The 22,264-nt window shown below is 61.7% G+C and carries 18 protein-coding genes; 7 read left to right on the top strand and 11 right to left on the bottom strand.

All coding sequences use genetic code 11. The annotated features are described in order from the left end of the window. Positions 1–2 precede the first annotated feature (2 nt). Positions 3–1,409, top strand: a complete 1,407-nt coding sequence (locus tag DYL61_RS11955; RefSeq protein ID WP_135308461.1) for a class II fumarate hydratase — start codon at positions 3–5, stop codon at positions 1,407–1,409. Here the strand turns inward: DYL61_RS11955 and urtE are convergent. The 5 genes from urtE to urtA form a co-directional block, all read right to left on the bottom strand. Beyond that, positions 1,387–2,076, bottom strand: a complete 690-nt coding sequence (gene urtE / locus DYL61_RS11960; RefSeq protein WP_105698381.1) for an urea ABC transporter ATP-binding subunit UrtE — start codon at positions 2,074–2,076, stop codon at positions 1,387–1,389. The two genes, DYL61_RS11955 and urtE, sit on opposite strands and share 23 nt — an antisense overlap. Positions 2,077–2,086: 10 nt before the next feature. After that, positions 2,087–2,845 (bottom strand): urea ABC transporter ATP-binding protein UrtD, encoded by a 759-nt coding sequence (gene urtD, locus DYL61_RS11965; RefSeq protein WP_025855702.1) that lies wholly within the window; start codon positions 2,843–2,845, stop codon positions 2,087–2,089. Further along, on the bottom strand, positions 2,842–3,978 hold the full coding sequence (gene urtC / locus DYL61_RS11970; RefSeq protein WP_135308462.1) for an urea ABC transporter permease subunit UrtC: 1,137 nt from the start codon (positions 3,976–3,978) through the stop codon (positions 2,842–2,844). Before urtC ends, urtD begins: the two co-directional genes overlap by 4 nt. Positions 3,979–3,988: 10 nt before the next feature. After that, positions 3,989–4,906, bottom strand: a complete 918-nt coding sequence (gene urtB / locus DYL61_RS11975) for an urea ABC transporter permease subunit UrtB (RefSeq protein ID WP_167497957.1) — start codon at positions 4,904–4,906, stop codon at positions 3,989–3,991. Positions 4,907–5,117: 211 nt separating this feature from the next. Next, positions 5,118–6,326 (bottom strand): urea ABC transporter substrate-binding protein, encoded by a 1,209-nt coding sequence (gene urtA, locus DYL61_RS11980; protein WP_135308463.1) that lies wholly within the window; start codon positions 6,324–6,326, stop codon positions 5,118–5,120. Positions 6,327–6,640: 314 nt separating this feature from the next. Here urtA and DYL61_RS11985 point away from each other — a divergent pair, with 314 nt between their 5' ends. Both DYL61_RS11985 and DYL61_RS11990 read left to right on the top strand, forming a co-directional pair. Further along, complete coding sequence (locus DYL61_RS11985) at positions 6,641–10,024, top strand: ATP-binding protein (RefSeq protein ID WP_135308464.1); 3,384 nt, start codon at positions 6,641–6,643, stop codon at positions 10,022–10,024. Next, entirely contained in the window at positions 9,999–10,664 is a 666-nt protein-coding gene (locus DYL61_RS11990; protein WP_135308465.1) for a response regulator, read from the top strand. Before DYL61_RS11985 ends, DYL61_RS11990 begins: the two co-directional genes overlap by 26 nt. A gap of 40 nt (positions 10,665–10,704) precedes the next feature. On the opposite strand, the gene DYL61_RS11995 is transcribed toward DYL61_RS11990, so the two are convergent. Further along, entirely contained in the window at positions 10,705–11,613 is a 909-nt protein-coding gene (locus tag DYL61_RS11995; protein ID WP_105698037.1) for a LysR family transcriptional regulator, read from the bottom strand. 203 nt (positions 11,614–11,816) lie between these two features. Between DYL61_RS11995 and DYL61_RS12000 the strand changes: the two genes are divergently transcribed. After that, on the top strand, positions 11,817–12,215 hold the full coding sequence (locus DYL61_RS12000) for a helix-turn-helix domain-containing protein (protein WP_105698036.1): 399 nt from the start codon (positions 11,817–11,819) through the stop codon (positions 12,213–12,215). A gap of 58 nt (positions 12,216–12,273) precedes the next feature. Continuing rightward, positions 12,274–15,036 (top strand): ATP-binding protein, encoded by a 2,763-nt coding sequence (locus tag DYL61_RS12005; protein WP_135308466.1) that lies wholly within the window; start codon positions 12,274–12,276, stop codon positions 15,034–15,036. Here DYL61_RS12005 and DYL61_RS12010 read toward each other — a convergent pair. Both DYL61_RS12010 and DYL61_RS12015 read right to left on the bottom strand, forming a co-directional pair. Then, complete coding sequence (locus tag DYL61_RS12010) at positions 14,983–16,452, bottom strand: ATP-binding protein (RefSeq protein WP_135308467.1); 1,470 nt, start codon at positions 16,450–16,452, stop codon at positions 14,983–14,985. The genes DYL61_RS12005 and DYL61_RS12010 overlap by 54 nt on opposite strands. Positions 16,453–16,601: 149 nt before the next feature. Then, positions 16,602–17,552, bottom strand: a complete 951-nt coding sequence (locus DYL61_RS12015; protein ID WP_135308468.1) for a GlxA family transcriptional regulator — start codon at positions 17,550–17,552, stop codon at positions 16,602–16,604. A gap of 189 nt (positions 17,553–17,741) precedes the next feature. Here DYL61_RS12015 and DYL61_RS12020 point away from each other — a divergent pair, with 189 nt between their 5' ends. Next, positions 17,742–18,464 carry a pirin family protein gene (locus tag DYL61_RS12020; protein WP_135308469.1) on the top strand — a complete coding sequence of 241 codons (723 nt, stop codon included), beginning with the start codon at positions 17,742–17,744 and terminating at the stop codon, positions 18,462–18,464. 145 nt (positions 18,465–18,609) lie between these two features. Next, positions 18,610–18,996, top strand: coding sequence for a hypothetical protein (locus tag DYL61_RS12025; protein ID WP_135308470.1), 387 nt, complete (start codon positions 18,610–18,612; stop codon positions 18,994–18,996). A gap of 63 nt (positions 18,997–19,059) precedes the next feature. On the opposite strand, the gene DYL61_RS12030 is transcribed toward DYL61_RS12025, so the two are convergent. From DYL61_RS12030 to DYL61_RS12040, 3 genes are all read right to left on the bottom strand, one after another. Continuing rightward, positions 19,060–20,409: a Fic family protein gene (locus tag DYL61_RS12030; protein ID WP_135308471.1), complete on the bottom strand. Its 1,350-nt coding sequence runs from the start codon at positions 20,407–20,409 to the stop codon at positions 19,060–19,062. A gap of 70 nt (positions 20,410–20,479) precedes the next feature. After that, positions 20,480–21,238 (bottom strand): ABC transporter ATP-binding protein, encoded by a 759-nt coding sequence (locus tag DYL61_RS12035; RefSeq protein ID WP_135308472.1) that lies wholly within the window; start codon positions 21,236–21,238, stop codon positions 20,480–20,482. A gap of 1 nt (position 21,239) precedes the next feature. Beyond that, positions 21,240–22,061, bottom strand: coding sequence for an ABC transporter permease (locus DYL61_RS12040; protein WP_135308473.1), 822 nt, complete (start codon positions 22,059–22,061; stop codon positions 21,240–21,242). Between the last annotated feature and the right edge of the window lie 203 nt (positions 22,062–22,264).

Here is a 22,264-nt window from a genome sequence, read left to right on the forward strand (position 1 = left end):
GGATGAGCACGCTACGAATCGAACACGACGCGTTCGGCCCGGTATCCATCCCGGCCGAGCGCTACTGGGGCGCACAGACCCAACGGGCACTGGAGGTGTTCGGCAGTAAACAGCCGTTCGCGCCGAGCCTGATCCGCGCCTTTGGCCAACAGAAACGCGCCTGTGCCCGCGCCAACGCACGCCTTGGCGCCCTCAAGCCCGAGCTGGCGCAGGCGATTGAACAGGCCGCCGAGGAATTGGCCAGCGGCGCCTTTGACGCGCATTTTCCGCTGTCGATCTGGCAAACCGGCTCCGGCACCCAGACCAACATGAATGCCAACGAGGTGATCGCCAACCGCGCCAACCTGGCTCTCGGCAGCGAACTGGGCAGCAAGTCACCGGTGCATCCCAACGACCACGTCAACCGCTCGCAGTCATCCAACGACAGCTTCCCCACGGTGATGCACCTGACCACCGTGTTGGAGCTGCGCGGACGCCTGCTGCCGGCCCTCGGTCATCTGCGCAATGAGCTGCAAGCCAAGGCCGACGCATGGCAAGACGTATTGAAGATCGGCCGCACCCACCTGATGGACGCCGTGCCCATGAGCCAGGGCCAGGCGTTTGGTGCGTTTGCCCAGCAGATTGCGCACGGCATCGCACGTATCGAAGCGTGCCTGCCGCGCTTGCGCCTGCTGCCTCAGGGCGGCACGGCGGTGGGCACCGGGCTGAATACGCCGCAGGGTTTTGATGTGGCGTTCTGCGAGGAAATCAGCCGACTGACCGGCGAGCCTTTCGAAACCAACCCGTGCAAGTTCGAAGGCATGGGCACTCACGATGCGCTGGTGGAAGCTTCCGGTGCGTTGAACGTGCTGGCAGTGTCGCTGAGCAAGATCGCCAACGATATTCGCCTGCTGGGCTCCGGCCCGCGTTGTGGCCTGGGGGAATTGATCGTCCCGGATGACGGCCTCACCTCTTCGATCATGCCCGGCAAACGCAACCCCACCATCGCCGAAGTGCTGGTGCAGGCGGCGATGCAGGTGATGGGCAATCACACCACCATCACCCTGGCCGGCGCCTCCAGCACATTCGAATTGAACGTGGCCAAGCCGGTGCTGATCCACAACCTGCTGCAATCGATTGAAGTCCTTACCGACTGCGTGAGCCTGTTCACCCACAAGCTGCTGCATGGCCTGGAAGTGAACCGCCCGCAGTTGGCGCGCAATGTGGAGCATTCGTTGTTGATGGCGACTGCGCTCAATCCGTTATTGGGCTATGACCGAGTCGCGCAGATCACCCGCAAGGCAGCGGATGAAGGGTTGTCACCCAAGGACGCGGCGGTGCAATTGGGCTTCATCACGGCCGAGGCGTACGCGCAACACGTACGCCCCGAAGCGATGATCCGCCCTGCTACACCGACAGATAACGACTGATCGTCGCCTCATCCACGCGGTCCCGGGTCTCTTCGATCACGAAGCGGCCCTTTTCGATCACCAGGAAACGGTCGGCGATTTCCAGGGTGAACGACAGCACCTGCTCCGAGACCACAATGGTCAAGTCCCGCAGGTTGCGGATCTCTTTGAGCGTGCGTGCAATGTCCTTGATGATCGACGGCTGGATGCCTTCGGTAGGTTCATCCAGCAGCAGCACCTTGGGGTTGGTCGCCAATGCGCGGGCAATCGCCAGTTGCTGTTGCTGCCCGCCGGACAGGTTGCCGCCCTTGCGCGATTGCATGTCGTAGAGCACCGGGAACAGCGCATACAAATCCTCCGGCACCTTGCCCCGCGCCGAGGCCGGAAGGCCGGTCTGGATATTTTCCAGCACCGTCATGCTCGGGAAAATCATGCGGCCCTGGGGCACGTAGGCGATGCCGCGCTCTACCCGTTCATGGGTTTCCAGCGCAGACACATTGTGCCCATCCACACTCACCTGACCTTTCCACTGCGGCAGGATGCCCATCAGGCTCTTGAACAAGGTGGTCTTGCCCATGCCATTGCGGCCCATCACCGCGACAATCTCACGCTTGGCCACATTCAGGTCCAGGTCGTGGAGAATCTGGCTCTGCCCGTAGCCGCAGGACAACTGGTCGATCTTGAACATGCCTGCTTCCTCAGTGGCCCAAATACACTTCGATGACTTTAGGGTTGCTTTGCACCGACTCCATGCTGCCTTCGGCCAGCACCTTGCCCTGGTGCAGCACCGTGACTTTGTGGGCGATGCTTTTGACGAATTCCATGTCGTGCTCGATCACCAGCACCGAACGGCCCTGGCTGATACGGTTGAGCAACTCGGCGGTTTGCGCGCGCTCGTTGACGCTCATGCCGGCCACCGGTTCATCCAGCATCAGCAGCTCCGGGTCTTGCATCAGCAGCATGCCGATTTCCAGCCACTGCTTTTGCCCGTGGGACAACAGGTCGGCCTGTTGTTGCAGCAGGTCGCCGAGGAAGATTTCCCGGGCGACCTCTTCCACCCGCGCAATCACCTGGGCGTTGCGCTTGAAGAACAGCGCGCCCCAGACCTTGCGTCCCGCCGGATACGACATTTCGAGGTTTTCGAACACCGTGAGGTTCTCGTAGATCGACGGGTTCTGGAACTTGCGCCCCACACCGGCCCGCACGATGTTGTACTCGCGCATCTTGGTCAGTTCCTGGCCGTCGAACTGAATACTGCCGCTGGTGGCGCGGGTCTTGCCGCAGATCAGGTCGAGCACCGTGGTTTTACCGGCGCCGTTGGGACCGATCACCACGCGCACTTCATTGCGGTCGATATACAGGTTGAGGTTGTCGACCGCCTTGAAGCCGTCGAATGACACGGTGAGGCCCTCGATGGCCAGCACCGGTTTTTTCATTTCAAAGCCGACGGCGGTCATGGCTGGGTCTCCAGGATTTTGCTTTTCGCAGCGTTTGCCTTGGGTTTACGCCGCAGCAGTTTCGCCAACGCCTGGCGCCCATGGCTCTCCCACAAACCGGCCAGGCCGTTGGGGAAATACATCACCACCGCAATAAACAGCCCGCCCATCAAGTACAGCCACAGCTCGGGGAAGGATTCGGAAAAGTAGGTCTTGCCGTAGTTCACCAGCAGCGCGCCATACACCGCGCCGAGCAGCGACATGCGCCCGCCCACGGCGGCGAAGATCACCATCTCGATCGACGGCACGATGCCGACGAATGAGGGCGACATAAACCCCACCTGCAAGGCAAACATTGCGCCGCCAATCGCCGAAAACGCGGCGGCTATGCAGAACACGAAGATCTTGAAGCTGGCCACGTCATAGCCGGAGAAACGCACGCGCTCTTCCTTGTCGCGCATCGCCATCAGCAGGCGGCCCAACTTGGACGCGAGGATAAAACGCCCGATAAAGATGCAGCCAAACAGCAAGCCGGCGTTGATGAAGTACAGGATCAGCTTGGCGCTGTCGGTGCGCAGGTCCCAGCCGAGCAGGGTCTTGAGGTCGGTGATGCCGTTGACGCCACCGGTCAAGCCTTGCTGGCCAACGATCAGTACCGTGAGGATCAGCGCAATCGCCTGGGTGACGATGGAGAAATACACATCGCCCACCCGCCGCTTGAACAGCGCCATGCCGATGATAAATGCCAGCAGCACCGGCACCGCGATCACGGCGAAAACAGTAAAGCCAAAACTGTGAAACGGTTGCCACAACAGCGGCAGTTCGGTGATCTGGTTCCAGTCCATAAAGTCCGGAATGCCCGGCGTGGATTGGATCTTGGTGCTCTCCGGGTCCGAGGCTTCGAGCTTGAGGAACATCGCCATGCAGTAGCCGCCGACGCCAAAGAACACGCCTTGCCCCAGGCTGAGAATGCCGCCGTAACCCCAGCACAACACCAGCCCCACCGCGACGAACGCATAGGTCAGGTACTTGCCCACCATGTTCAGGCGGAATGCGTCCAGGGTCAGGGGAAATACCACCAGGATCAGCAGCGCCAACAACACAATGCCGATCAGGTTTTGCTGGCCGCCCAGCAGCTTGTCTAAAGCCTTCATCCGCTCGCCTCTACTTGCGCACTTTGATGGAGAACAACCCTTGCGGGCGCAGCATCAGGATCAGAATCACCGAGGACAAGGTAAGCACCTTGGCCATCGAGCCACTGAGGAAAAACTCCGACAGCGATTGGGTCTGGGCGATCACGAACGCCGAGGCGATGGTGCCGAACAGGCTCTGCGCGCCGCCGAACACCACCACCAGGAAGGTATCGACGATGTACTGCGAACCTGCCGTCGGCCCGGTGGAGCCAATGGTGGTGAACGCCGCACCCGCCACACCGGCCACACCGCAGCCGAGGGCGAAGGTCATGCGGTCGACCTTGCGCGTATTGATGCCCACTGCACGGCTCATCAGGCGGTTCTGCACGGTGGCGCGGACTTGCAAGCCCCAGCGCGAGCGGTACAGCATCATGAAGATCGCGCCGGTGAGCAGCAGGGTCAGGCCCATCATGAACAGGCCATTGCGCGGGATCTCGATGGAGTCGGTAAAACTCACCGAACCCATCAGCCACGCCGGCGGTTCGGCGCTGACTTCGCGGGCGCCAAACACCGAGCGGAAGGTTTGCTGCATCACCAGGGACAGGCCCCAGGTGGCCAGCAAGGTGTCCAGCGGGCGCTTGTACAAGCGGCTGATCATCGCCCATTCCACCAGCCAGCCAATGGCACCGGCCACCAGGAATGACAGGGCAATGGCGAAGAAGAAGTAATAGGGTTGGAAGCTTGGCGCAAAGTGCGCCGTGAGGCTGGAACACACGTAGGTGGTGTAGGCGCCGATGGTCAGGAACTCACCGTGGGCCATGTTGATCACGCCCATCTGGCCAAAGATGATCGCCAGCCCCAATGCCATCAGCAACAGCACGCAGAACACGGACAAGCCGTTGAACCCCTGCATTGCCGCGATGGCTCCAAATTCCGATAGCCATTCCATGATGATGGTCTCCTACAAAAGAGATGAAATGCAGACTGCTTTTGCTTGGCTTTGCTTGGCTTTGCTTGGTTTTGCTTGGTTTTGCTTGGCTTGGCTTTATGTGGGAGGGGGCTTGCCCCCGATAGCGGTGGGCCAGCAACAAATCAGGTGACTGACACTCCCTCATCGGGGGCAAGCCCCCTCCCACATTCAAACCTCTTACATCAGTTGGTTATTGGTAGCCCTTTGGAAACGGATTCGGCTCGATCAGATCCGACTCGTAAATCACCTTGAACTGCCCATCCGGCTGCACTTCACCAATGCGCGACTTGCTCCACAGGTGATGGTTCTCGTGGATCTTCACATAGCCTTCCGGCGCGGTTTTCAGCTCGATGCCCGGTGAGGCCGCGACGACTTTATCCACGTCGAAACTGCCGGCCTTCTCCACCGCGGCTTTCCACAGCCATGGGCCGAGGTACGCCGCCTGGGTCACGTCGCCGATCACCGCGTCCTTGCCGTACTTGGCCTTGAAGGCTTCGACGAAGGCTTTGTTGTTGGGGTTGTCCAGGCTCTGGAAGTACTTCATCGAGGCGTAGAAACCGGCCATGTTTTCGCCGCCGATGCCGAGCAACTCATCCTCGGTCACCGACAGGGTCAGCAAGGTTTGCTTGGATGAATTCACACCCGCCGCGTTGAGCTGTTTGTAGAAGGCCACGTTGGAGCCGCCCACCACCGCGGCGAACACCACATCCGGTTTTTTCAGCTTGACCTTGTTGATCAGCGAACCGAACTGGGTGTTGCCCAGCGGGTAGTAGTCTTCGCCGACCACGGTGCCGTGCAGCACGTTTTCAATGTGCTTGCGCGCGATCTTCATCGAGGTACGCGGCCAGATGTAGTCCGAGCCCACCAGGTAGAAGGTCTTGGCGCCTTTGGTCTTGGCGATCCAGTCGAGGCTGGCGAGGATTTGCTGGGTGGCTTCCTGGCCGGTGTAGATCACGTTTTTCGACTGCTCCAACCCTTCATAAAAGGTCGGGTAGTAGAGCAAGCCGTTTTCTTTCTCGAAGATCGGCAACACGGCTTTGCGCGAGGCCGAGGTCCAGCAGCCAAAAACCGCGGCGACCTTGTCGTTGACCAGCAATTTCTTGGCTTTTTCAGCGAAGGTCGGCCAGTCGGACGCACCGTCTTCCTGGATCACCTTGATCTGCCGTCCCAGGATCCCGCCCGAGGCGTTGATCTGTTCGATGGCCAGGCGCTCGGCCTGGATCGAGCCGGTTTCGGAAATCGCCATGGTGCCGGTGGCCGAGTGCAGCTGGCCGACAGTGACTTCAGTGGGGGTCACGGCCAGCCCTTCGTTATCGGCCAGCACGCCCTGGCTGAACAAAGCGGCGGCCAACAATGACAGGGCCAACAGCGGTGTGGAGCGGATCAATCGTGGTGCCATGGGGCGACTCCTCTGCAATGAGGGGTCCAGCATGGCGGCAAGGGGCCAGCTCGGGTATACGCAGCCTGACGTAACGGCGTACGTCATTTGACGTATGCCGCGGCGCACCATTTTCGAGCAGGATCGCGCCCGCCCCACTGCCAATGGCGATCCAATGTGGGAGGGGGCTTGCCCCCGATAGCAGTGGGTCAGTCAACTGATGAGTCACAGATACACCGCTATCGGGGGCAAGCCCCCTCCCACATTTGCCCCCCTTCGTCTGCAAGGGCATGGAACTTGCTCATTCACCTCGTCCCCTTCTGGAGATCCCCACCGTGCACCCTCCTTCCGGCACCCAGCGCATCGTCAAGATCCGCCGCGACTACAACTCCTGGGTCGCCGACGAGACCATGGAAGACTACGCCCTGCGCTACACCCCCAAGTCCTTTCGCAAATGGTCGGAGCTGCGTATTGCCAACACCGCCCTGGGTGCGGTGTCGTTCCTGGCGCTGGAAGCCATCGGCGGCGTATTGGCCTTGAGCTACGGTTTCACCAACACGTTCTGGGCAATCCTCACCATCAGCCTGGTGATCTTTTTCACCGGCCTGCCCATCAGCTATTACGCGGCGCGCTATGGCCTGGACATGGACCTGCTCACCCGTGGCGCAGGGTTCGGCTATATCGGCTCCACCATCACCTCGCTGATCTACGCCAGCTTCACCTTCCTGTTCTTTGCCCTGGAAGCGGCGATCATGGCCCTGGCGCTGGAGCTGTATTTCCATATCCCGCTGGCCTTTGCCTATGTGATCTGTTCGCTGCTGGTGATTCCATTGGTGGCCTATGGCGTGACCCTGATCAGCCGCCTGCAATTGTGGACGCAACCGGTCTGGTTGTTGCTGCTGGTACTGCCCTACGGCTTTGTGTGGTGGAAAAACCCCGACGCCTTCAGCGACTGGACCAGCTTCGTCGGGCGCAGCGGCGACGGCGGCGAGTTCAACCTGTTGGCGTTCTGCGCCGCCTGCACCGTGGCGCTGTCGTTGGTGACGCAGATCGGCGAACAGGTCGACTACCTGCGCTTCCTGCCGGAAAAAACCGCCGCCAACCGCAAGCGCTGGTGGGCTGCATTGCTCAGCGCCGGGCCGGGTTGGATCATTCCGGGTGCGTTGAAGATGTTTGCCGGCGCGTTCCTGGCGTTTCTCGCGCTGCAACATGAGATCCCCATGGAGCGTGCCGCCGAGCCGACCCAGATGTACCTGGTCGCGTTCCGCTACGTGTTCAGCTCGCCGGAATGGGCCCTCGGCGCCATGGTGCTGTTTGTGTTCATCTCGCAGATGAAGATCAACCTGACCAACGCCTACGCCGGTTCCCTGGCCTGGTCGAACTTCTTCGCCCGCGTCACCCACAGCCACCCCGGCCGCGTGGTGTGGCTGGTGTTCAACGTGGCCATTGCGCTGATGCTGATGGAGCTGGGGGTGTTCGATGTGATCGACCAGGTGCTGGGGCTCTACGCCAATATCGCGATTGCCTGGATCGGCACGCTGGTCGCCGACTTGGTGATCAACAAGCCATTGGGCCTGTCGCCCAGGCATATCGAATTCAAGCGCGCGCACCTCTACGACATCAACCCGGTGGGCGTGGGCTCGATGCTGATCGCCTCATTGCTGTCGATCCTCGCCCACTTCGGCCTGTTCGGCGCCCTGGCCCAGGCGGCGCCGCCGTTTGTTGCCCTCGGCACCGCACTGGTGATGGCGCCGTTGTTGGCCTGGCTGACCAAGGGCAAGTACTACATCGCCCGCACCAGCGATGCGCAATTGATCCACCCCGTGGCGCCCGCGACCCACGTGGTGTGCGGGCTGTGCAGCAACCCGTTTGAAACCGCAGACATGGCGTTCTGCCCGGCCTACAGCACGCCGATCTGTTCATTGTGTTGTTCGCTGGATGCGCGCTGCGGTGATCGCTGCAAACCCCATGGGCGGCTGGTCACCCAATTCGAAGGCGTGCTGCGCTGGTTGCTGCCCAATACGATGATGCCGCGCCTGCACACCCGATTGGCGCACTACCTCGGATTACTGCTGGCATTGGTGTTGATGCTCGCGGGCGCCCTGGCGTTGATCTATGTGCAAGCGGCCCAGGGGCTGCCCCATTCCGAAACCTTGTACCAGGCGTTTTTCAAGGCCTTCCTGACCTTGTCCGTCCTCGCCGCCGTACTCGCCTGGTGGGTGGTGCTGACCCGCGAAAGCCGCGGCGTGGCCCAGCAGGAATCCGACCGCCAGACCCTGCTGTTGATGCAGGAAATCGACGCCCACAGCCTCACCGACCAGGCGCTGCAACAAGCCAAGGAAGCCTCGGAGGCAGCGAACGCCGCCAAAAGCCGCTACGTCACCGGGCTGTCTCACGAACTGCGCACGCCGCTCAACAGCATTCTCGGGTTTACCCAGATACTGCAACGTGACAGCGCCATGCCCGAGCAACATCAAGACGCCCTGGCAACCATTCTGCGCAGCGGTTCGCACCTGGTGTCGTTGATCGATGGCTTGCTGGATGTGGCCAAGATCGAGGCCGGCAAGCTGCGCCTGGAGCTCACCGAAATCCCCTTCCCGGAATTGCTCCACGACCTGGAACAGATGTTCACGCCCCAGGCCCAGGACAAGGGTTTGCGTTTTCGCCTGGACTGCGTGGGCAAGATCCCGGCGGTGGTACGCGGGGATGAAAAACGCGTGCGGCAGATCCTGATCAACCTGCTGGGCAACGCGGTGAACTTCACCGACAGCGGCGAAGTACGCCTGCGGGTCAGCTATATGCGCGAGACCGCCAATTTTGAAATCATCGACACCGGCATCGGCATTGATCCGGGCCAATTGGAACGGATTTTCCAGCCTTTCGAACGTGGCGACCTGATGCGCCAGGACAACGGCGTGGGTCTGGGCCTGACCATCACCCGCATGCTCACCGCATTGATGGGCGGCGAGCTGCGCGTGACCAGCGAGTTGGACAAGGGCACGTGCTTTCAGGTGCGATTGTTCCTGTCCCAAGTGCGTGCGCCGCAGGCCGTGGTGCATGTGGAGCACGACATCATCGGTTATGAGGGCGAGCGTCGACGCATCCTGGTCGTGGACGATCACGTGGACCATCGCAAAGTCCTCAGTGGCATGCTCACGCCCCTGGGCTTTGAGGTGATCCAGGCCAGCAATGGCCAGGACGCGATTCGCCAGGTGGCGTTGCTGGCGCCGGACCTGATCCTGATGGACCTGTCGATGCCGACGCTGGACGGTTACGAAACCAGCCGCCTGATCCGGCGCAATGCGCTGTCCAGCGCGCCGATCATTGTGATCTCCGCCAATGCCTTTACCGACGACCGCGAACGCAGCATTGCCGCTGCGTGCAACGATTACCTGGCCAAACCGGTGCGCACCCCGGAACTGCTCGGGCGCGTGCAGCAACACCTGGGCTTGCAGTGGCTGCGGCGCACCCAACGCCGCGTGCCGCCAGCACCGCCCAGCGTATTGCCCAGCGCCGAAGACCTGGCCGAACTCGCGGAGCTGAGCGCCATCGGCTATGTGCGCGGCCTGCACGGCAAACTCGACAGCATCCTGGAACACCACCCTGACACCGCGCCGTTTATCAGCAAGGTGCGCGGGCTGCTCAAAGGCTACCGCCTGGATGAACTCAACCGAACCCTCAAGGAGGCCGAAGATGAATGCACTCACCCGCAGCACTGAACCTGGCGTCGTGCTGATCGTCGACGACACGCCGGACAACCTGGCAATGCTCTCGGATGCCCTCGACGACGCGGGCTACATGGTGCTGGTGGCCCTCGACGGTCTCAGTGCACTGAACCGCGTGCAACGCCGGCGCCCGGACCTGATCCTGCTGGACGCGATGATGCCCGGCCTGGACGGCTTCGAAACCTGCCGCCGGCTCAAGGCGCAACCGGCCAGCGCGGATATCCCGGTGGTGTTCATGACCGGCCTCACGGACACCAAGCATGTGGTGCAAGGCTTCGAAGTGGGCGGCAGTGATTACGTGACCAAGCCGATCCAGACCGACGAAGTGCTGGCGCGGGTGGCGGCGCATTTGCGGGCATCGCGTACGTTGCTGTCGGCACGGGAGGCCAGGCAGCCGAGTGTGTTGACGCTGGACGATGAGCCGGCGCATCGGTTGTTGTCGGCGCGGTTTGCGCTGACGGAGCGCGAGGTGGAGGTGTTGCGCTGGGTGGCGTGTGGCAAGACCAATCGGGACATTGGCGATATTTTGGGGCTGAGCCCGCGGACAGTGAATAAGCATTTGGAGCATGTGTATGTGAAACTCGGGGTGGAGACCCGCACCGCCGCCACCTCGGTTGCGTTGGCGGCCATCTGAAGCTGTGGGGGCTTGCTCCCCGCAAGCCCCCACAGCTGTTTCAAAGCACCCGCGACATATGCTCGCCGATCCGCCCGCGCAACCAGCGCTCCGCCGGGTCGTTGTCATGCACCCCGCTCCACACCATCGACAACTCGGCCGCATCGATGGCGAACGGCGGGTCTTCGGCGCGTAGCGACGTGCCCTCGGTCAGCGCACAGGCGGCATAATCCGGCACCGTCGCGATAATCTGCGTACCGGCCAGCAGCGCCCGCAACCCGCTGAACTGCGGCACCGCCAACACCACCCGACGGGCGCGACCGATACGCGCCAGGTCCAGGTCGATGTTGCCGCTCAAATCCCCCGAGAACGACACCATTGCATGGGGCCGCTCGCAGTAGTCGTCCAGTGTCAGCGGTGCCGTCCCGTCATCCCCACGCAGCACCTTGCACGGGATATCCCGCAGTTTCTTGCGCTTGGCATTCGCCGGCAATTCCGTGGTGTAGCTCACGCCCACGCTGATCTCGCCACTGGCCAGCAGCGATGACATCAACAGGTAATTGGCGCGGCGCACCACCACGACAATCCCCGGCGCCTCTTCGCGCAGTTGGCTGAGCAATGGCGGGAACAGGCCGAATTCAGCGTCGTCGGACAGGCCGATGCGAAACACCGCACAGCTGGTGGAGGGGTCGAAATCCTTGGCGCGGCTGACGGCGCCCGAAATGATGTCCATGGCCGGTTGCAACTCCTTGAGTATCGCCACCGCACGTGGCGTGGGCTCCATGCCCCGCCCGTTGCGCAACAGCAACGGGTCGTCGAACAGATCACGCAAACGTCCCAAGGCCGCACTCACCGCCGGTTGGCCCATAAAGAGCTTTTCGGCGACCCGGGTCAGGTTCTTCTCGAACATCAGTGCCTCGAAAATCACCAACAGGTTCATGTCGACGCGACGCAGGTCGTTGCGGTTCATAGCGGTATCCAGACGATGAGCAAGCCGCCAGATAAGCATGCAAACCCCGACCGTGATTGCACGCCTGTGCTGTCTTTTCAGCGCCCAGGCCTGGCGAAATTAACAACGATTAACTCGTCAGCAGCGGCCCTGGCGCCAAGAATGTGTCGGTCTACACTGCATCCATTCACCGGGAACGCTCCCATCGACTGCGGATATTCGTCATGGCCCGACTTGAGCACAGTGCTCCCCGTTTATCCGCTACCGGCGGCCTATGCCCTCGGCGCGAGCGTATTGCCAAGCAATTGATCCTCGCCAACCTCGGCGAAAGCCTGGCGATTGCCGACCTGGCCCAGGCCTGCGCGCTGTCGCGCAGCCATTTTTCCCGGGCCTTCAAATGCACCACCGGGCTGTCGCCTCAGGAATGGATACGCCAACAACGCATCCAGCGCGCCAAGGAACTGATCACCGGTTCGTCCTTGAGCCTGACGCAAATCAGCCTGGAGTGCGGGTTCTGCGACCAGGCGCATTTCTGCCATATGTTCACCCGCAGCGAGGGCGTCAACCCCATGACCTGGCGAAATCACCAATTGCGCGAAAAACCTCAAGTGATCGCAGCCTAGTGGTCTGCACCTACCTGGAATATGCTTGCCGCTCCCTTACGCCAGAACCTGGGCGACCATGAGCGACTCAAGCGACAAGGCCGTGCACTTCGGCCCCTACTGCGTCCACCCGCACCAACGCCTGGTGCTGGAGGCCGGCCGGCCGTTGCGCCTCGGGCGCCGCGCGGTGGAGATTCTGCTGGTGCTGCTGGAACAGGCCGGCAATGTGGTCAGCAAGCAGGAACTGATCGCCCGCGTCTGGCCGAAAAGCGTGGTGGAAGACGGCAATCTGCGGGTGCATATGGCGGCGTTGCGCAAGGCCCTGGGCGATGGCCAGGCCGGGCAGCGCTATATCGTTACGGTGGCCCAGCGCGGCTACAGTTTTGTTGCACCACTGAGCATCGAACCGATGAGCCTACCCACCGAGGGTGCCCCGCAAAGCCAGGGCCACAACCTGCCCCTGCGCCGTACGCGGATGATCGGCCGCCAGGCCCTGATCGACAGCCTGGTGCAACTGCTGCCCGAACAACGCTTCATTACCCTGACCGGCGCCGGCGGCATCGGTAAAACCACCGTGGCCTTGCGTGTCGCGGAGTTGCTGATCGGCCATTACCGCGACGGCATTCGCCTGCTGGACCTGGCGCCACTCAGCGCACCGTCGATGATCCTGCCCAACCTCGCCGCCCTGCTCGACCTCAGCCACGTCCAGCAAGAGCCCCTGGCGACGTTTGCCCGCAGCGTGCAGGAGCGCCAATTGCTGCTGGTGATCGACAACTGCGAACACCTGTTGGACGACATCGCGCTGATCAGCGAAACCCTGCTGCGCCACGCGCCCAAGCTGCACATCCTGGCCACCAGCCGCGAAGCCCTGCGCGCCGAAGGCGAATACGTACAACGCCTGGAGCCCCTGGCCTGCCCACCCGCCAGCGGCAATCGCGCCCAGGCCCTCGGCTACCCGGCCCTGCAACTGTTGATCGAGCGGGCCATGTCGCAACAGGACAGCTTCGCGTTGAGCGAGGCGGAACTGCCGCTGGCGATTGATATCTGCCAGCGACTGGACGGTATTCCCCTGGCCATTGAGCTGGTGGCGGCGCAAATCGAACGCTTCGGCCTGCCAGGGCTGCTGGTGCAGATGGAAGATAATTTCCGCCTGCTGACGCGGGGCCGAAACAGTGCCCTGCCCCGTCACCAAACCCTGCGCGCCACATTGGACTGGAGTTTCGAGCTGCTGACCACGTGCGAGCAAATCTGCCTGCGCCGTTTGGCCGTGTTCCGTGGCGGATTCAGCCTGGCCAGCGCGGCGGCGGTGATTGCCGGGGAGCAAATCGCGCCGAATGAAGTATTGGGTTCCATCACCCAACTGGTGGCCAAGTCCCTGCTCAATGTCGAAGCCGGTGATGACGAGGTGGTCTATCGCCTGCTGGACATCACCCGCACCTATGCCCTGGAAAAACTCAGCGTTGCCAACGAACTCGACGCCACCCGCGAGCGCCATGCAGAACGCTGCCTGGCGCTGATGAACCAGGCCCAGGACGATTGGCAAATCACTGCCACGCAGGTGTGGATCGACCGCTACGCACCGCTGCGCGAGGATGTCCGGGCCGCACTCGATTGGGGCCTGGGCGACCACGGTGTGCACCTGCTGGGCGTCCGCCTGACGGTCAGCGCAATGCCGCTGTGGCAGGAATTGTCGCTGCTGCGTGAGCACGGCTTGTACGTGGGCAAAGCCCTGGCGCGACTGGAGCAATCCAATGAGCCAAGCCCGCGCTTGAACATGGCATTGCAACTGGCACTGGGCAGTTTTTTCTATCACACCCAAGGCGGCACACCGCAAACCATCGCGGCTTTCGATACCGCGCGACGCCTGGCGGAAACCGGCAAGGACCAGGCCGGTCAACTGCGGGCCGTGTCCGGGCATATGGCGGTCAACCTGTGCTGCGGCAACTACCGTGAGGCCCTGGCGCAAAGCCTGCACTTCGACCGACTGGGGCCCCAGGCCGAGCCATTACTGGCCCTCAGCGCCCAACGCCTGCGGGTATTGGCGCAGCACTATGCCGGCAACCAGGCGCTGGCGCTGCATAACGCTGAACAGGTGATCCAGCGCATGGCCCAGAGCGGCCACCTCAACCGGTTCACCCATGGTTTTGGCGTGCAATACGACCAGAGCGTCGCCTCGCTGACCGTCCTGGCGCGCATCCTCTGGCTGCGGGGTTTTCCGGAGCGTGCCTGGCGCACCGCACGCCAGGCCCTGGAACTGGCATTGCAGATCAATCATGGCACCTCCATTTGCTACACCCTGGCCTTGGCCGGGGTGGTGATCGCCCAGTACAACGGCGATTCAAACGCCGTCCGCGACAACCTCGACCTGTTGTTGCAACAGGCGCAAAAGCATTCCGCACAATTGTTCCAGACCTGGGCGCGCTGCTACGAAGGCACGCTGCAAATCGCCGAAGTAGAGGGGCTGGGGCTGGTGGAAGATACTCTGGTGACGTTCAACACCATCGAGGTGCAAGACGCCGTGTTCGAGCGTGCCCGCAATGGCGAGGCCGGCTGGTGCACGCCGGAGATCCTGCGAGTGCGCGCCGAAAGCCTGGCGGACACGCGCGCGGCCGAAGCCTTGTTGCTGGAAGCCCTGGGCCTGGCGCACCAGCAAGGGGCACTGGCCTGGGAGTTGCGGTGCGCGACCTCGCTGGCGCGGTTGTGGCAGCGTCAAGGCCGTCTACAGCCCGCGCGTGACGTACTGAATCGCGTCTACGCACGCTTTACCGAAGGGTTTGCCACCCAGGATCTAGTCCGCGTACGCCGCCTGCTCGACGAGTTGCAGGACAAACGGCCGGCCTGAGAACGGTCCCAGATAGTGCCCATACCCCTGCTGTAGACGCGCCACCTGCTCGGGATCACGCAACTGTGCCAGCGCATAGCTGCGCACACAGTTGAGCAGGCGATAGCGTGCAGTGCCCGGGCCCGGCTCGATGCTCAGCAGGGAGGTGCCGACCAAACGCCCCAGCAGGTAGGCCAGGTCGGCATGTTCCAGTTCCGTACCGGCCACCAGTTCGCTCAAGGTGGGCAGGGTCACGGCCATCTTGAACAGGCCCAATTGCAGGAACAGCCAGCGCTCCGGCAGGCTCAGGCGTTCGAAGGTCCAGTCCAGCGCCGCCGTCAGCGACTGGTGGCGCTCCACCGCCGTGCGTCGGCCACGGGTCAGCACCTGCAAGCCCCGGCGCAATTGCATCTGCAAGCCGCGCACACCCAGCGCATCGACTTGGGCGGCCGCCAGCTCCAGGGCCAAGGGAATACCGTCGAGACGGCGGCAGATATCCCACAGGGGGGCCAGGTCCTGCTGACGCAATACAAACCCCTGTTGCCCGGCACAGGCACGCGCGACAAACAGTTGCACCGCCGGATACGCCATCGTCTGCTCGACACTGCCTACCGCCGACGGTGCGGGCACCGTCAAGCGAGGCACGCGCTGCACCCATTCGCCAGCGACCTGCAACGGCTCACGGCTGCTCACCAGCACACTGACATGCGGCGCTTGATCGCCCAATACCCGCAGCAGATGTCGACAGGCACTCAGCAGAAGATCGGCGCCGTCGAGCACCAGCAATAACTGGCGAGAAGACAATTGGCGGGCCAACTCGGTGGCGCTGGCACAGGGTTCAAGATGCAGCGCCGCCGCCAGGTGGCGCAACATGGCCATCGGCGCCTGCACCGTCGCCAGGTCCACCCACCACACGCCATCGCGGTATCGCGACAACACGCGCTCGGCCAGCACCAGGGCCAGGGTGCTCTTGCCCACGCCGGCGCAACCGGTGAGCGTCATCAGGCGTTGCCCGGAGAGGCGTCGAACCAGCACGCCCAACAGCTCATCGCAACCCATCACCGGGCTGAGCCGTGCCGCCAGGTTATGCCGGGGAGCCGCGTACTGGATCACCCCCTGAACGGGCGCGGCAAAGCAGTAGCCGCGCTGGGGGTCGTTGAGGATGAAGCGGGGCCCGTCGAGGGCGCGGCGCAACGCGGCGATATGCACCCGCAGGTTGTTTTCTTCCACCACGCTATTGGGCCAGACCCGCTCGATCAACGTGGCCTTGCTGATAAATTGCCCCGGTGCCTCAAGCAACACGGCGAGGATGTCCAGCGCACGCCCGCCCAGCGGCACCGGCCAACCGGCCTTGCTGACCAGTCGCTGTTGCCGGTGAAAGACATAGGCACCGAAACGCAACGTGCCATCAGCGTCCATCGCCTGGGGGTTGTTCATGTGTGTAATAGCGCTGAAACACCCGGCCTTGGGCGTTTGCGCATCCTTTTCCGTGGGCTTGGGGCTATCTTGCCAGCTAGCGATGACAGGACAATGCTGGCACGGGGAGCGACACGGACAATCGGGTGTCCGAGACGGACATTATGTCGTTAACTGAACTGCTGTCGGTATTGGGTGGGGTTGAGGCCGAGTTTTTCACTGAACAGAAATCGCATGTAGCGCACGCTGCCGAAGCCTGCGTGGAACGCCACGGTCTTGAGCGGCAGGTCGGTGGTTTCCAGCAAATGCCGGGCACGGTCAATGCGTGCGCCTTGCAGAAAGGCCATGGGGGTCATCTGCACATCCTTGGCAAACAACCGGGCAAAATGGCGCGGGCTCATCCCGGCCAATTCGGCCATGGATTCGATGGTGAACGGTTGGTCCAGGTGGGCCAGCACATGGTTTTGCACGCGGGTGATGGCGGTTTCCTGAGTGGCCACCGCTGCCGTCATCGGGCTGAACTGGGCCTGCCCGCCCTGGCGCTTCATCACCACCAGCAGCACCTTGGCCACTTCCACCGCGACGTGCTTGCCATGGTCCTGGGCAACAATCGACAGCGCCAGGTCGATACCGGCGGTCACCCCGCCCGAGGTAATCAGCCGCCCATCCTGCAGATAGATTCGATCAGTCTCGACCATCGCCTTGGGGAACGCCTTGATCAGCCGCTCGGTGTAGTGCCAGTGGGTGGTCACGCGATGGTCATCCAGCAGCCCGGCATGCCCGAGCACAAAGGCGCCGGTGCAGATTGAACCGAAGCGCCGCGCACGGGGGGCGGCGGTTTTGAGCCAAGGCAGCAGTGCCGGATGGCATTCGTTGTAGGCGCCTGGGCCGCCGGGCACGAGTAATAAGTCATAGGCACCCTGGGCCTGATCCAGCAACAGGTCGGTATGCACCACGACGCCATTGGAAGCGCGCAAGGGCCCGGGCTCGGTGCCAATGGTAAGGATCTGATAATGCGCCGCCGCCGGCAGATAACGGTTGGCAATGGAAAACACTTCAAGCGGCCCGGCCATGTCGAGCAGCAGGAAGTCCGGAAACAGCGCCATGGCCACGGTTTTCATAGGGTGAACGTCCATCGAGTAAAAAGAGGCGGGTGGAAAACGCGCATTATGGCACGCCTTTAACTGTCAATCACACAGAGACAGTTATTCAGATTTCAGCTTCTTAATGAATATTTGGATAACCATTAATCTTCTTCTCAACGCAGGAGCCCTGCATACCGCAGCCCGCTCCCACTTGAGGACAAGACCATGCTGACCCTTCGCAAAGCTTCCGAACGCGGCGCCGCCAATCACGGTTGGTTGAAGTCGTTCCACACCTTCTCGTTCGCCAACTACTGGAACCCGAAAGAGCAGGGTTTTTCCGACCTGCTGGTGATCAACGATGACCGGGTTGCCGCCGGCAAAGGCTTCGGCCAGCACCCGCACCGCGACATGGAGATTTTCTCGTATGTGCTCGAAGGCGCCCTGGAACACAAGGACACCCTGGGCACCGGTTCGGTGATCCGCCCTGGCGATGTGCAACTGATGAGCGCCGGCAGCGGCGTGGCCCACAGCGAGTTCAACCACAGCCAGACCCGTGGCGTGCACTTCCTGCAAATCTGGATCGTGCCTGCCGTGTCCGGTGCCGAACCACGCTATCAGCAAGAGCATTTCAGCGAAGCGCAAAAACGTGGACGCCTGCAATTGATCATCTCGCCGGAAGGCTCCGACGGCTCCCTGACCGTGCGCCAGGATGCGCGGGTGTATGCGGGGCTGTTCAACGGTGATGAAAGCGCAACCCTCGACCTGGCGCCGGACCGTCACGTGTACATCCACGTGGCCCGGGGCAGCGTTGAAGTCAACGGCCAGCGCTTGCAGGAAGGCGATGGTGCCCGAGTGCGTGATGAGCGCCAGATCCGCCTGGGCCAGGGTGAAGACGCCGAAGTACTGGTGTTCGACCTGCGCCCCAACGAACTGCCGCAGATGCCATGACCAAGGCTGCGATAGCCCGCAATAACGGGCTATCGCTGGCGTCGATAGTCACCATCAGCCCAATGAAGTTCTCTTAAAAAATGCAACGCGTAACATCAAACCCATACCCAGCAGCACTTAACTAAAACACTTGGAGCACACCCTCATGAAACGCCAAATCTTGCTTAGCCTCGCTTTCTCGGTACTGGCTGCAAACGCTTTTGCCCACCCGGTTGTCGCTGAAGGCGGCGCGGATCGCCTGATGGAAAGTCGCGTTGCCGAGGGTGGTTCTGACCGCCTGCTGGAACGTCGTGTAGCTGAAGGTGGGTCTGATCGTCTGCTGGAACGTCGTGTGGCCGAAGGGGGTTCTGATCGCCTGCTGGAACGTCGTGTGGCCGAAGGGGGTTCTGATCGTCTGCTCGAACGTCGTGTAGCCGAAGGCGGTGCGGATCGTCTGCAAGAGCGTGGCCTGGCCGAAGGCGGTGCGGATCGTCTGCAAGAGCGTGGCCTGGCTGAAGGTGGTGCGGACCGCTTGCTGAGCACTCACGTATAACCCCGCAGCGCTTGCGGGACACCCCAAACCGGCCTGATCAGCCGGTTTTTTTTTCGCCTGTAATCAACCCAGCGCGGCTTTCCTGACATTGGCCTCGGCGTCGTCTCGGCCGATATAGAGAAAACCCTTGCCCTCCTGAACCTTCAACACCACCTTCATGCCAACCAGTCGTTCCAGGTCATTGCGGGCAGTATTCTCGGTAATGTCATAGTCATGGGTGAGCTCCTTGGCCGTGAAGATACGCCCAGGATGCTGGAGCACTTTCTTTAAAAAATGCGCTTGCCGATAGTTCAGCCCAACCTTCAATTGCAGGGTTTCCACCCAGGTCATCAGCTCTAACGCTTCAACGCGTTTACCTTCGAAATAGTGCATGAATTGCTTGATTGCGCGTTCCACCACCCGCAGTTGGTAAATCACGAAATAAGTCAGATCAAACCCATCGGTTTCGCAATACACATAGGAGCGGCCATATTGCATGGGCGCTTCCTTGAGCAGTGTACTGATGGAGATGTACTCGAATGGCCAATACCCGCTTTTGAGCATGAACCAGTAGAACAGACAGCGTGCAGTGCGCCCGTTGCCGTCCCTGAAGGGGTGCTCATAGCCAATCATGAAATGCAGGATGATGGCCTTGACCACTGGATGAATGAACGCCCTGCCCTCCTGCCCGTCGTGCCGCTCATTGGCAAACTGGCACAACGCCTCAAGCCGGGCCGTCAGCAGTGATGCCTTGGGCGGTTGATGGACAACATCATCACTTGGCCCGCCGACAAAAATATCATCCGTCTCCCGGATGTGCCCCGGATGCGCCTCGGCCTCATCGACACCGGCGGTCGCAATGCTCTGGAGCTCGCAGATCAACGCGACAGACAGCCGCTCGTCCTTGTTGAACTTGGCATGCTTCATCAGTTGATAGTTGTTGAGGATCATCCGCTCGTCATCGTTCTGCGGTGCGCGCTCCTTGGCCAACATGTCCTTGGCGATTTTGCGAGTCGTGGCGGCGCCTTCCAGTTGGGCGCTGGAGATGGCCTCTTCCATCATTAATGAATCGACCAGGTACTTGGCGTTGTCCCGATAGTGGGGCGAGGACGCCGCCGCTCCGCCCAGCCGCGAGGTCATCGACTCCACGGCATGGATCACGGCATCACAGAAATCGGTGGTGTGCAGGAGAAATGGGCTGCCACACTCGCTGCGCAGTTCGAGGGATTTGCTGGCACAGGCACGGGACAACTTGATCGCAGCCCACGCAGCCTCTTTGTTGAAACCCTGGGCGGGATACCGGCGAAACTCGTCCCAATGCAGGTACCGACCGTTGTCATCTACCGCCTTGAACAGACGTGCCAGCTCGAAGACTTCCATGCCGTACTGCTTGAGCAACACAGTGAAGTCGGTTGGCTTCTGGACTTTGGCCATCGCTGAAACTCAATTTATGAAAATTGAGTTGATCGTTGCGCGCGGCGCTTACAGTGTCAAGCCTGCTTGATCAGCCATGGGCAACCCGCTTGAAACTGACCGCCGCCGGTCGCGCCGCCGGCGTGTCCACTTCCACCCCCAGCAGGTGCAGCAAGCGCGCACGAATCGCCTGGAAACCGGCCTGGCCAGTGTCCCGCGCACGCGGCAGATCAATGTGCAGTTGCTCGGCGATCTTGCCGTCGGCCAGCACGATCACGCGGTCGGCCAACAGGATCGCTTCGTCAACATCATGGGTCACCAGCAATACTGCCGGGGTGTGCTTGCGCCACAGGTCGATGATCAGGCGGTGCATCTTGATGCGGGTCAGGGCGTCCAGCGCCGCGAAGGGTTCGTCGAGCAGCAACAACTTGGGCTCACGCACCAGGCCACGGGCCAGGGCCACACGTTGAGCTTCACCGCCGGACAATGTGGCCGGGTAGGCTTCCAGGCGATGGGCCAGGCCGACTTCGGTCAAGGCCTGCACCGCACGCGCCCTGGCATCGGGAATGCGCAAGCCGAGGATGACGTTTTTCCAGGCGCGTTTCCACGGCATCAGCCGTGGTTCCTGAAACACCGCCGCGCGAGCCTTGGGCACCCGCAGTTGGCCGCTGTCGATACTGTCCAGCCCCGCCAGGCTGCGCAGCAAAGTGGTCTTGCCGGAACCACTGGCGCCAAGCAGCGCGACGAACTCGCCGGGCGCAATATCCAAGTCGAGGCCATCAATGACCCGTTGCTGGCCAAACTGACGGACCACATTGCGCAGTTGCACGGGAGCTTCAATTGCAGACATATCAGTTCCTCACAAAGGATGGGCGCCAGGCCAGAGCGAAGCGTTCGAGGGTGCGGATCAGGCCGTCGATCAACAGGCCGAGCACGCTGTAGATCAGCAGACAGATGACGATCACATCGGTGCGCATGAAGTCCCGCGCATCACTGGCCAAAAAGCCGATGCCGGCGGTGGTGTTGATCTGCTCGACAAACACCAGGGCCAGCCAGGAAATGCCCAGGGCATACCGCAGGCCGACAAAAAACGAGGGCAGCGAGCCTGGCAGGATCACGTGCCAGATCAGCTCGCGACGGTTGAGACCCAACGTGTTGGCAGCCTCGATCAATTTGGGGTCGATATTGCGGATGCCGGCAAACAGGTTGAGGTACACCGGAAAGGTCGTGCCGACCACAATCAGCGCGATCTTGGTGAACTCACCAATGCCGAACCACAGGATAAACAGCGGCACCAGCGCCAGGGACGGGATGGTGCGCACCATCTGCATCGGCGAATCAAGGATCACCTCGCCGCGCCTGGACAGACCGCTGATCAATGCCGCCACCACGCCGATGCTCACGCCAATACCCAGGCCGAACAACGCGCGTTGCAGGGACACCAGCAAGTGCTTGCCCAACTCTCCGGATACGATCATCGCCCACAGCGTGCCGCCGATCTGCGACGGCGCCGCGATGACCCGCGCCGGAATCCAGCCCAACTGCGAAGCCACTTCCCACAGCAGCAACAACACCAGTGGGCTGACCAGCCGCAACACCGCGTCCGGGGTGCGCCAGGCACGCGCCGCGCGGGGCTTGGCGGCGACCTTGTTGATGGAGAGCGTCTCGGTCATCGGGTGGCTTCCTTATAAAGAGTCGATCACATGCTAATCGCATAAAAAACCGCCGTGAAAGTCTTTCTGGGAATAACCTAATGCACACAAAATGCAAATTACTGATACATATACCAATCAATGATTCTACTTTTTAATAATTAGGTTAGAACCAATCGGCATTTTACAGGCCCGCCCCCTGCCCCTACTTTGGACGCGAATAA

The sequence above is a fragment of the Pseudomonas nabeulensis genome, assembly GCF_004682045.1.
Classification (GTDB): Bacteria; Pseudomonadota; Gammaproteobacteria; order Pseudomonadales; family Pseudomonadaceae; genus Aquipseudomonas; species Aquipseudomonas nabeulensis.

What these genes read in the sequence shown, in the direction of transcription:
- DYL61_RS11955 (WP_135308461.1), top strand. Translation starts at nt 3, where the DNA reads ATGAGCACGCTACGAATCGAACACGACGCGTTCGGCCCGGTATCCATC.
- urtE (WP_105698381.1), bottom strand. Translation starts at nt 2,076, where the DNA reads ATGTTCAAGATCGACCAGTTGTCCTGCGGCTACGGGCAGAGCCAGATT.
- urtD (WP_025855702.1), bottom strand. Translation starts at nt 2,845, where the DNA reads ATGACCGCCGTCGGCTTTGAAATGAAAAAACCGGTGCTGGCCATCGAG.
- urtC (WP_135308462.1), bottom strand. Translation starts at nt 3,978, where the DNA reads ATGAAGGCTTTAGACAAGCTGCTGGGCGGCCAGCAAAACCTGATCGGC.
- urtB (WP_167497957.1), bottom strand. Translation starts at nt 4,906, where the DNA reads ATGGAATGGCTATCGGAATTTGGAGCCATCGCGGCAATGCAGGGGTTC.
- urtA (WP_135308463.1), bottom strand. Translation starts at nt 6,326, where the DNA reads ATGGCACCACGATTGATCCGCTCCACACCGCTGTTGGCCCTGTCATTG.
- DYL61_RS11990 (WP_135308465.1), top strand. Translation starts at nt 9,999, where the DNA reads ATGAATGCACTCACCCGCAGCACTGAACCTGGCGTCGTGCTGATCGTC.
- DYL61_RS11995 (WP_105698037.1), bottom strand. Translation starts at nt 11,613, where the DNA reads ATGAACCGCAACGACCTGCGTCGCGTCGACATGAACCTGTTGGTGATT.
- DYL61_RS12000 (WP_105698036.1), top strand. Translation starts at nt 11,817, where the DNA reads ATGGCCCGACTTGAGCACAGTGCTCCCCGTTTATCCGCTACCGGCGGC.
- DYL61_RS12005 (WP_135308466.1), top strand. Translation starts at nt 12,274, where the DNA reads ATGAGCGACTCAAGCGACAAGGCCGTGCACTTCGGCCCCTACTGCGTC.
- DYL61_RS12010 (WP_135308467.1), bottom strand. Translation starts at nt 16,452, where the DNA reads ATGAACAACCCCCAGGCGATGGACGCTGATGGCACGTTGCGTTTCGGT.
- DYL61_RS12015 (WP_135308468.1), bottom strand. Translation starts at nt 17,552, where the DNA reads ATGAAAACCGTGGCCATGGCGCTGTTTCCGGACTTCCTGCTGCTCGAC.
- DYL61_RS12020 (WP_135308469.1), top strand. Translation starts at nt 17,742, where the DNA reads ATGCTGACCCTTCGCAAAGCTTCCGAACGCGGCGCCGCCAATCACGGT.
- DYL61_RS12025 (WP_135308470.1), top strand. Translation starts at nt 18,610, where the DNA reads ATGAAACGCCAAATCTTGCTTAGCCTCGCTTTCTCGGTACTGGCTGCA.
- DYL61_RS12030 (WP_135308471.1), bottom strand. Translation starts at nt 20,409, where the DNA reads ATGGCCAAAGTCCAGAAGCCAACCGACTTCACTGTGTTGCTCAAGCAG.
- DYL61_RS12035 (WP_135308472.1), bottom strand. Translation starts at nt 21,238, where the DNA reads ATGTCTGCAATTGAAGCTCCCGTGCAACTGCGCAATGTGGTCCGTCAG.
- DYL61_RS12040 (WP_135308473.1), bottom strand. Translation starts at nt 22,061, where the DNA reads ATGACCGAGACGCTCTCCATCAACAAGGTCGCCGCCAAGCCCCGCGCG.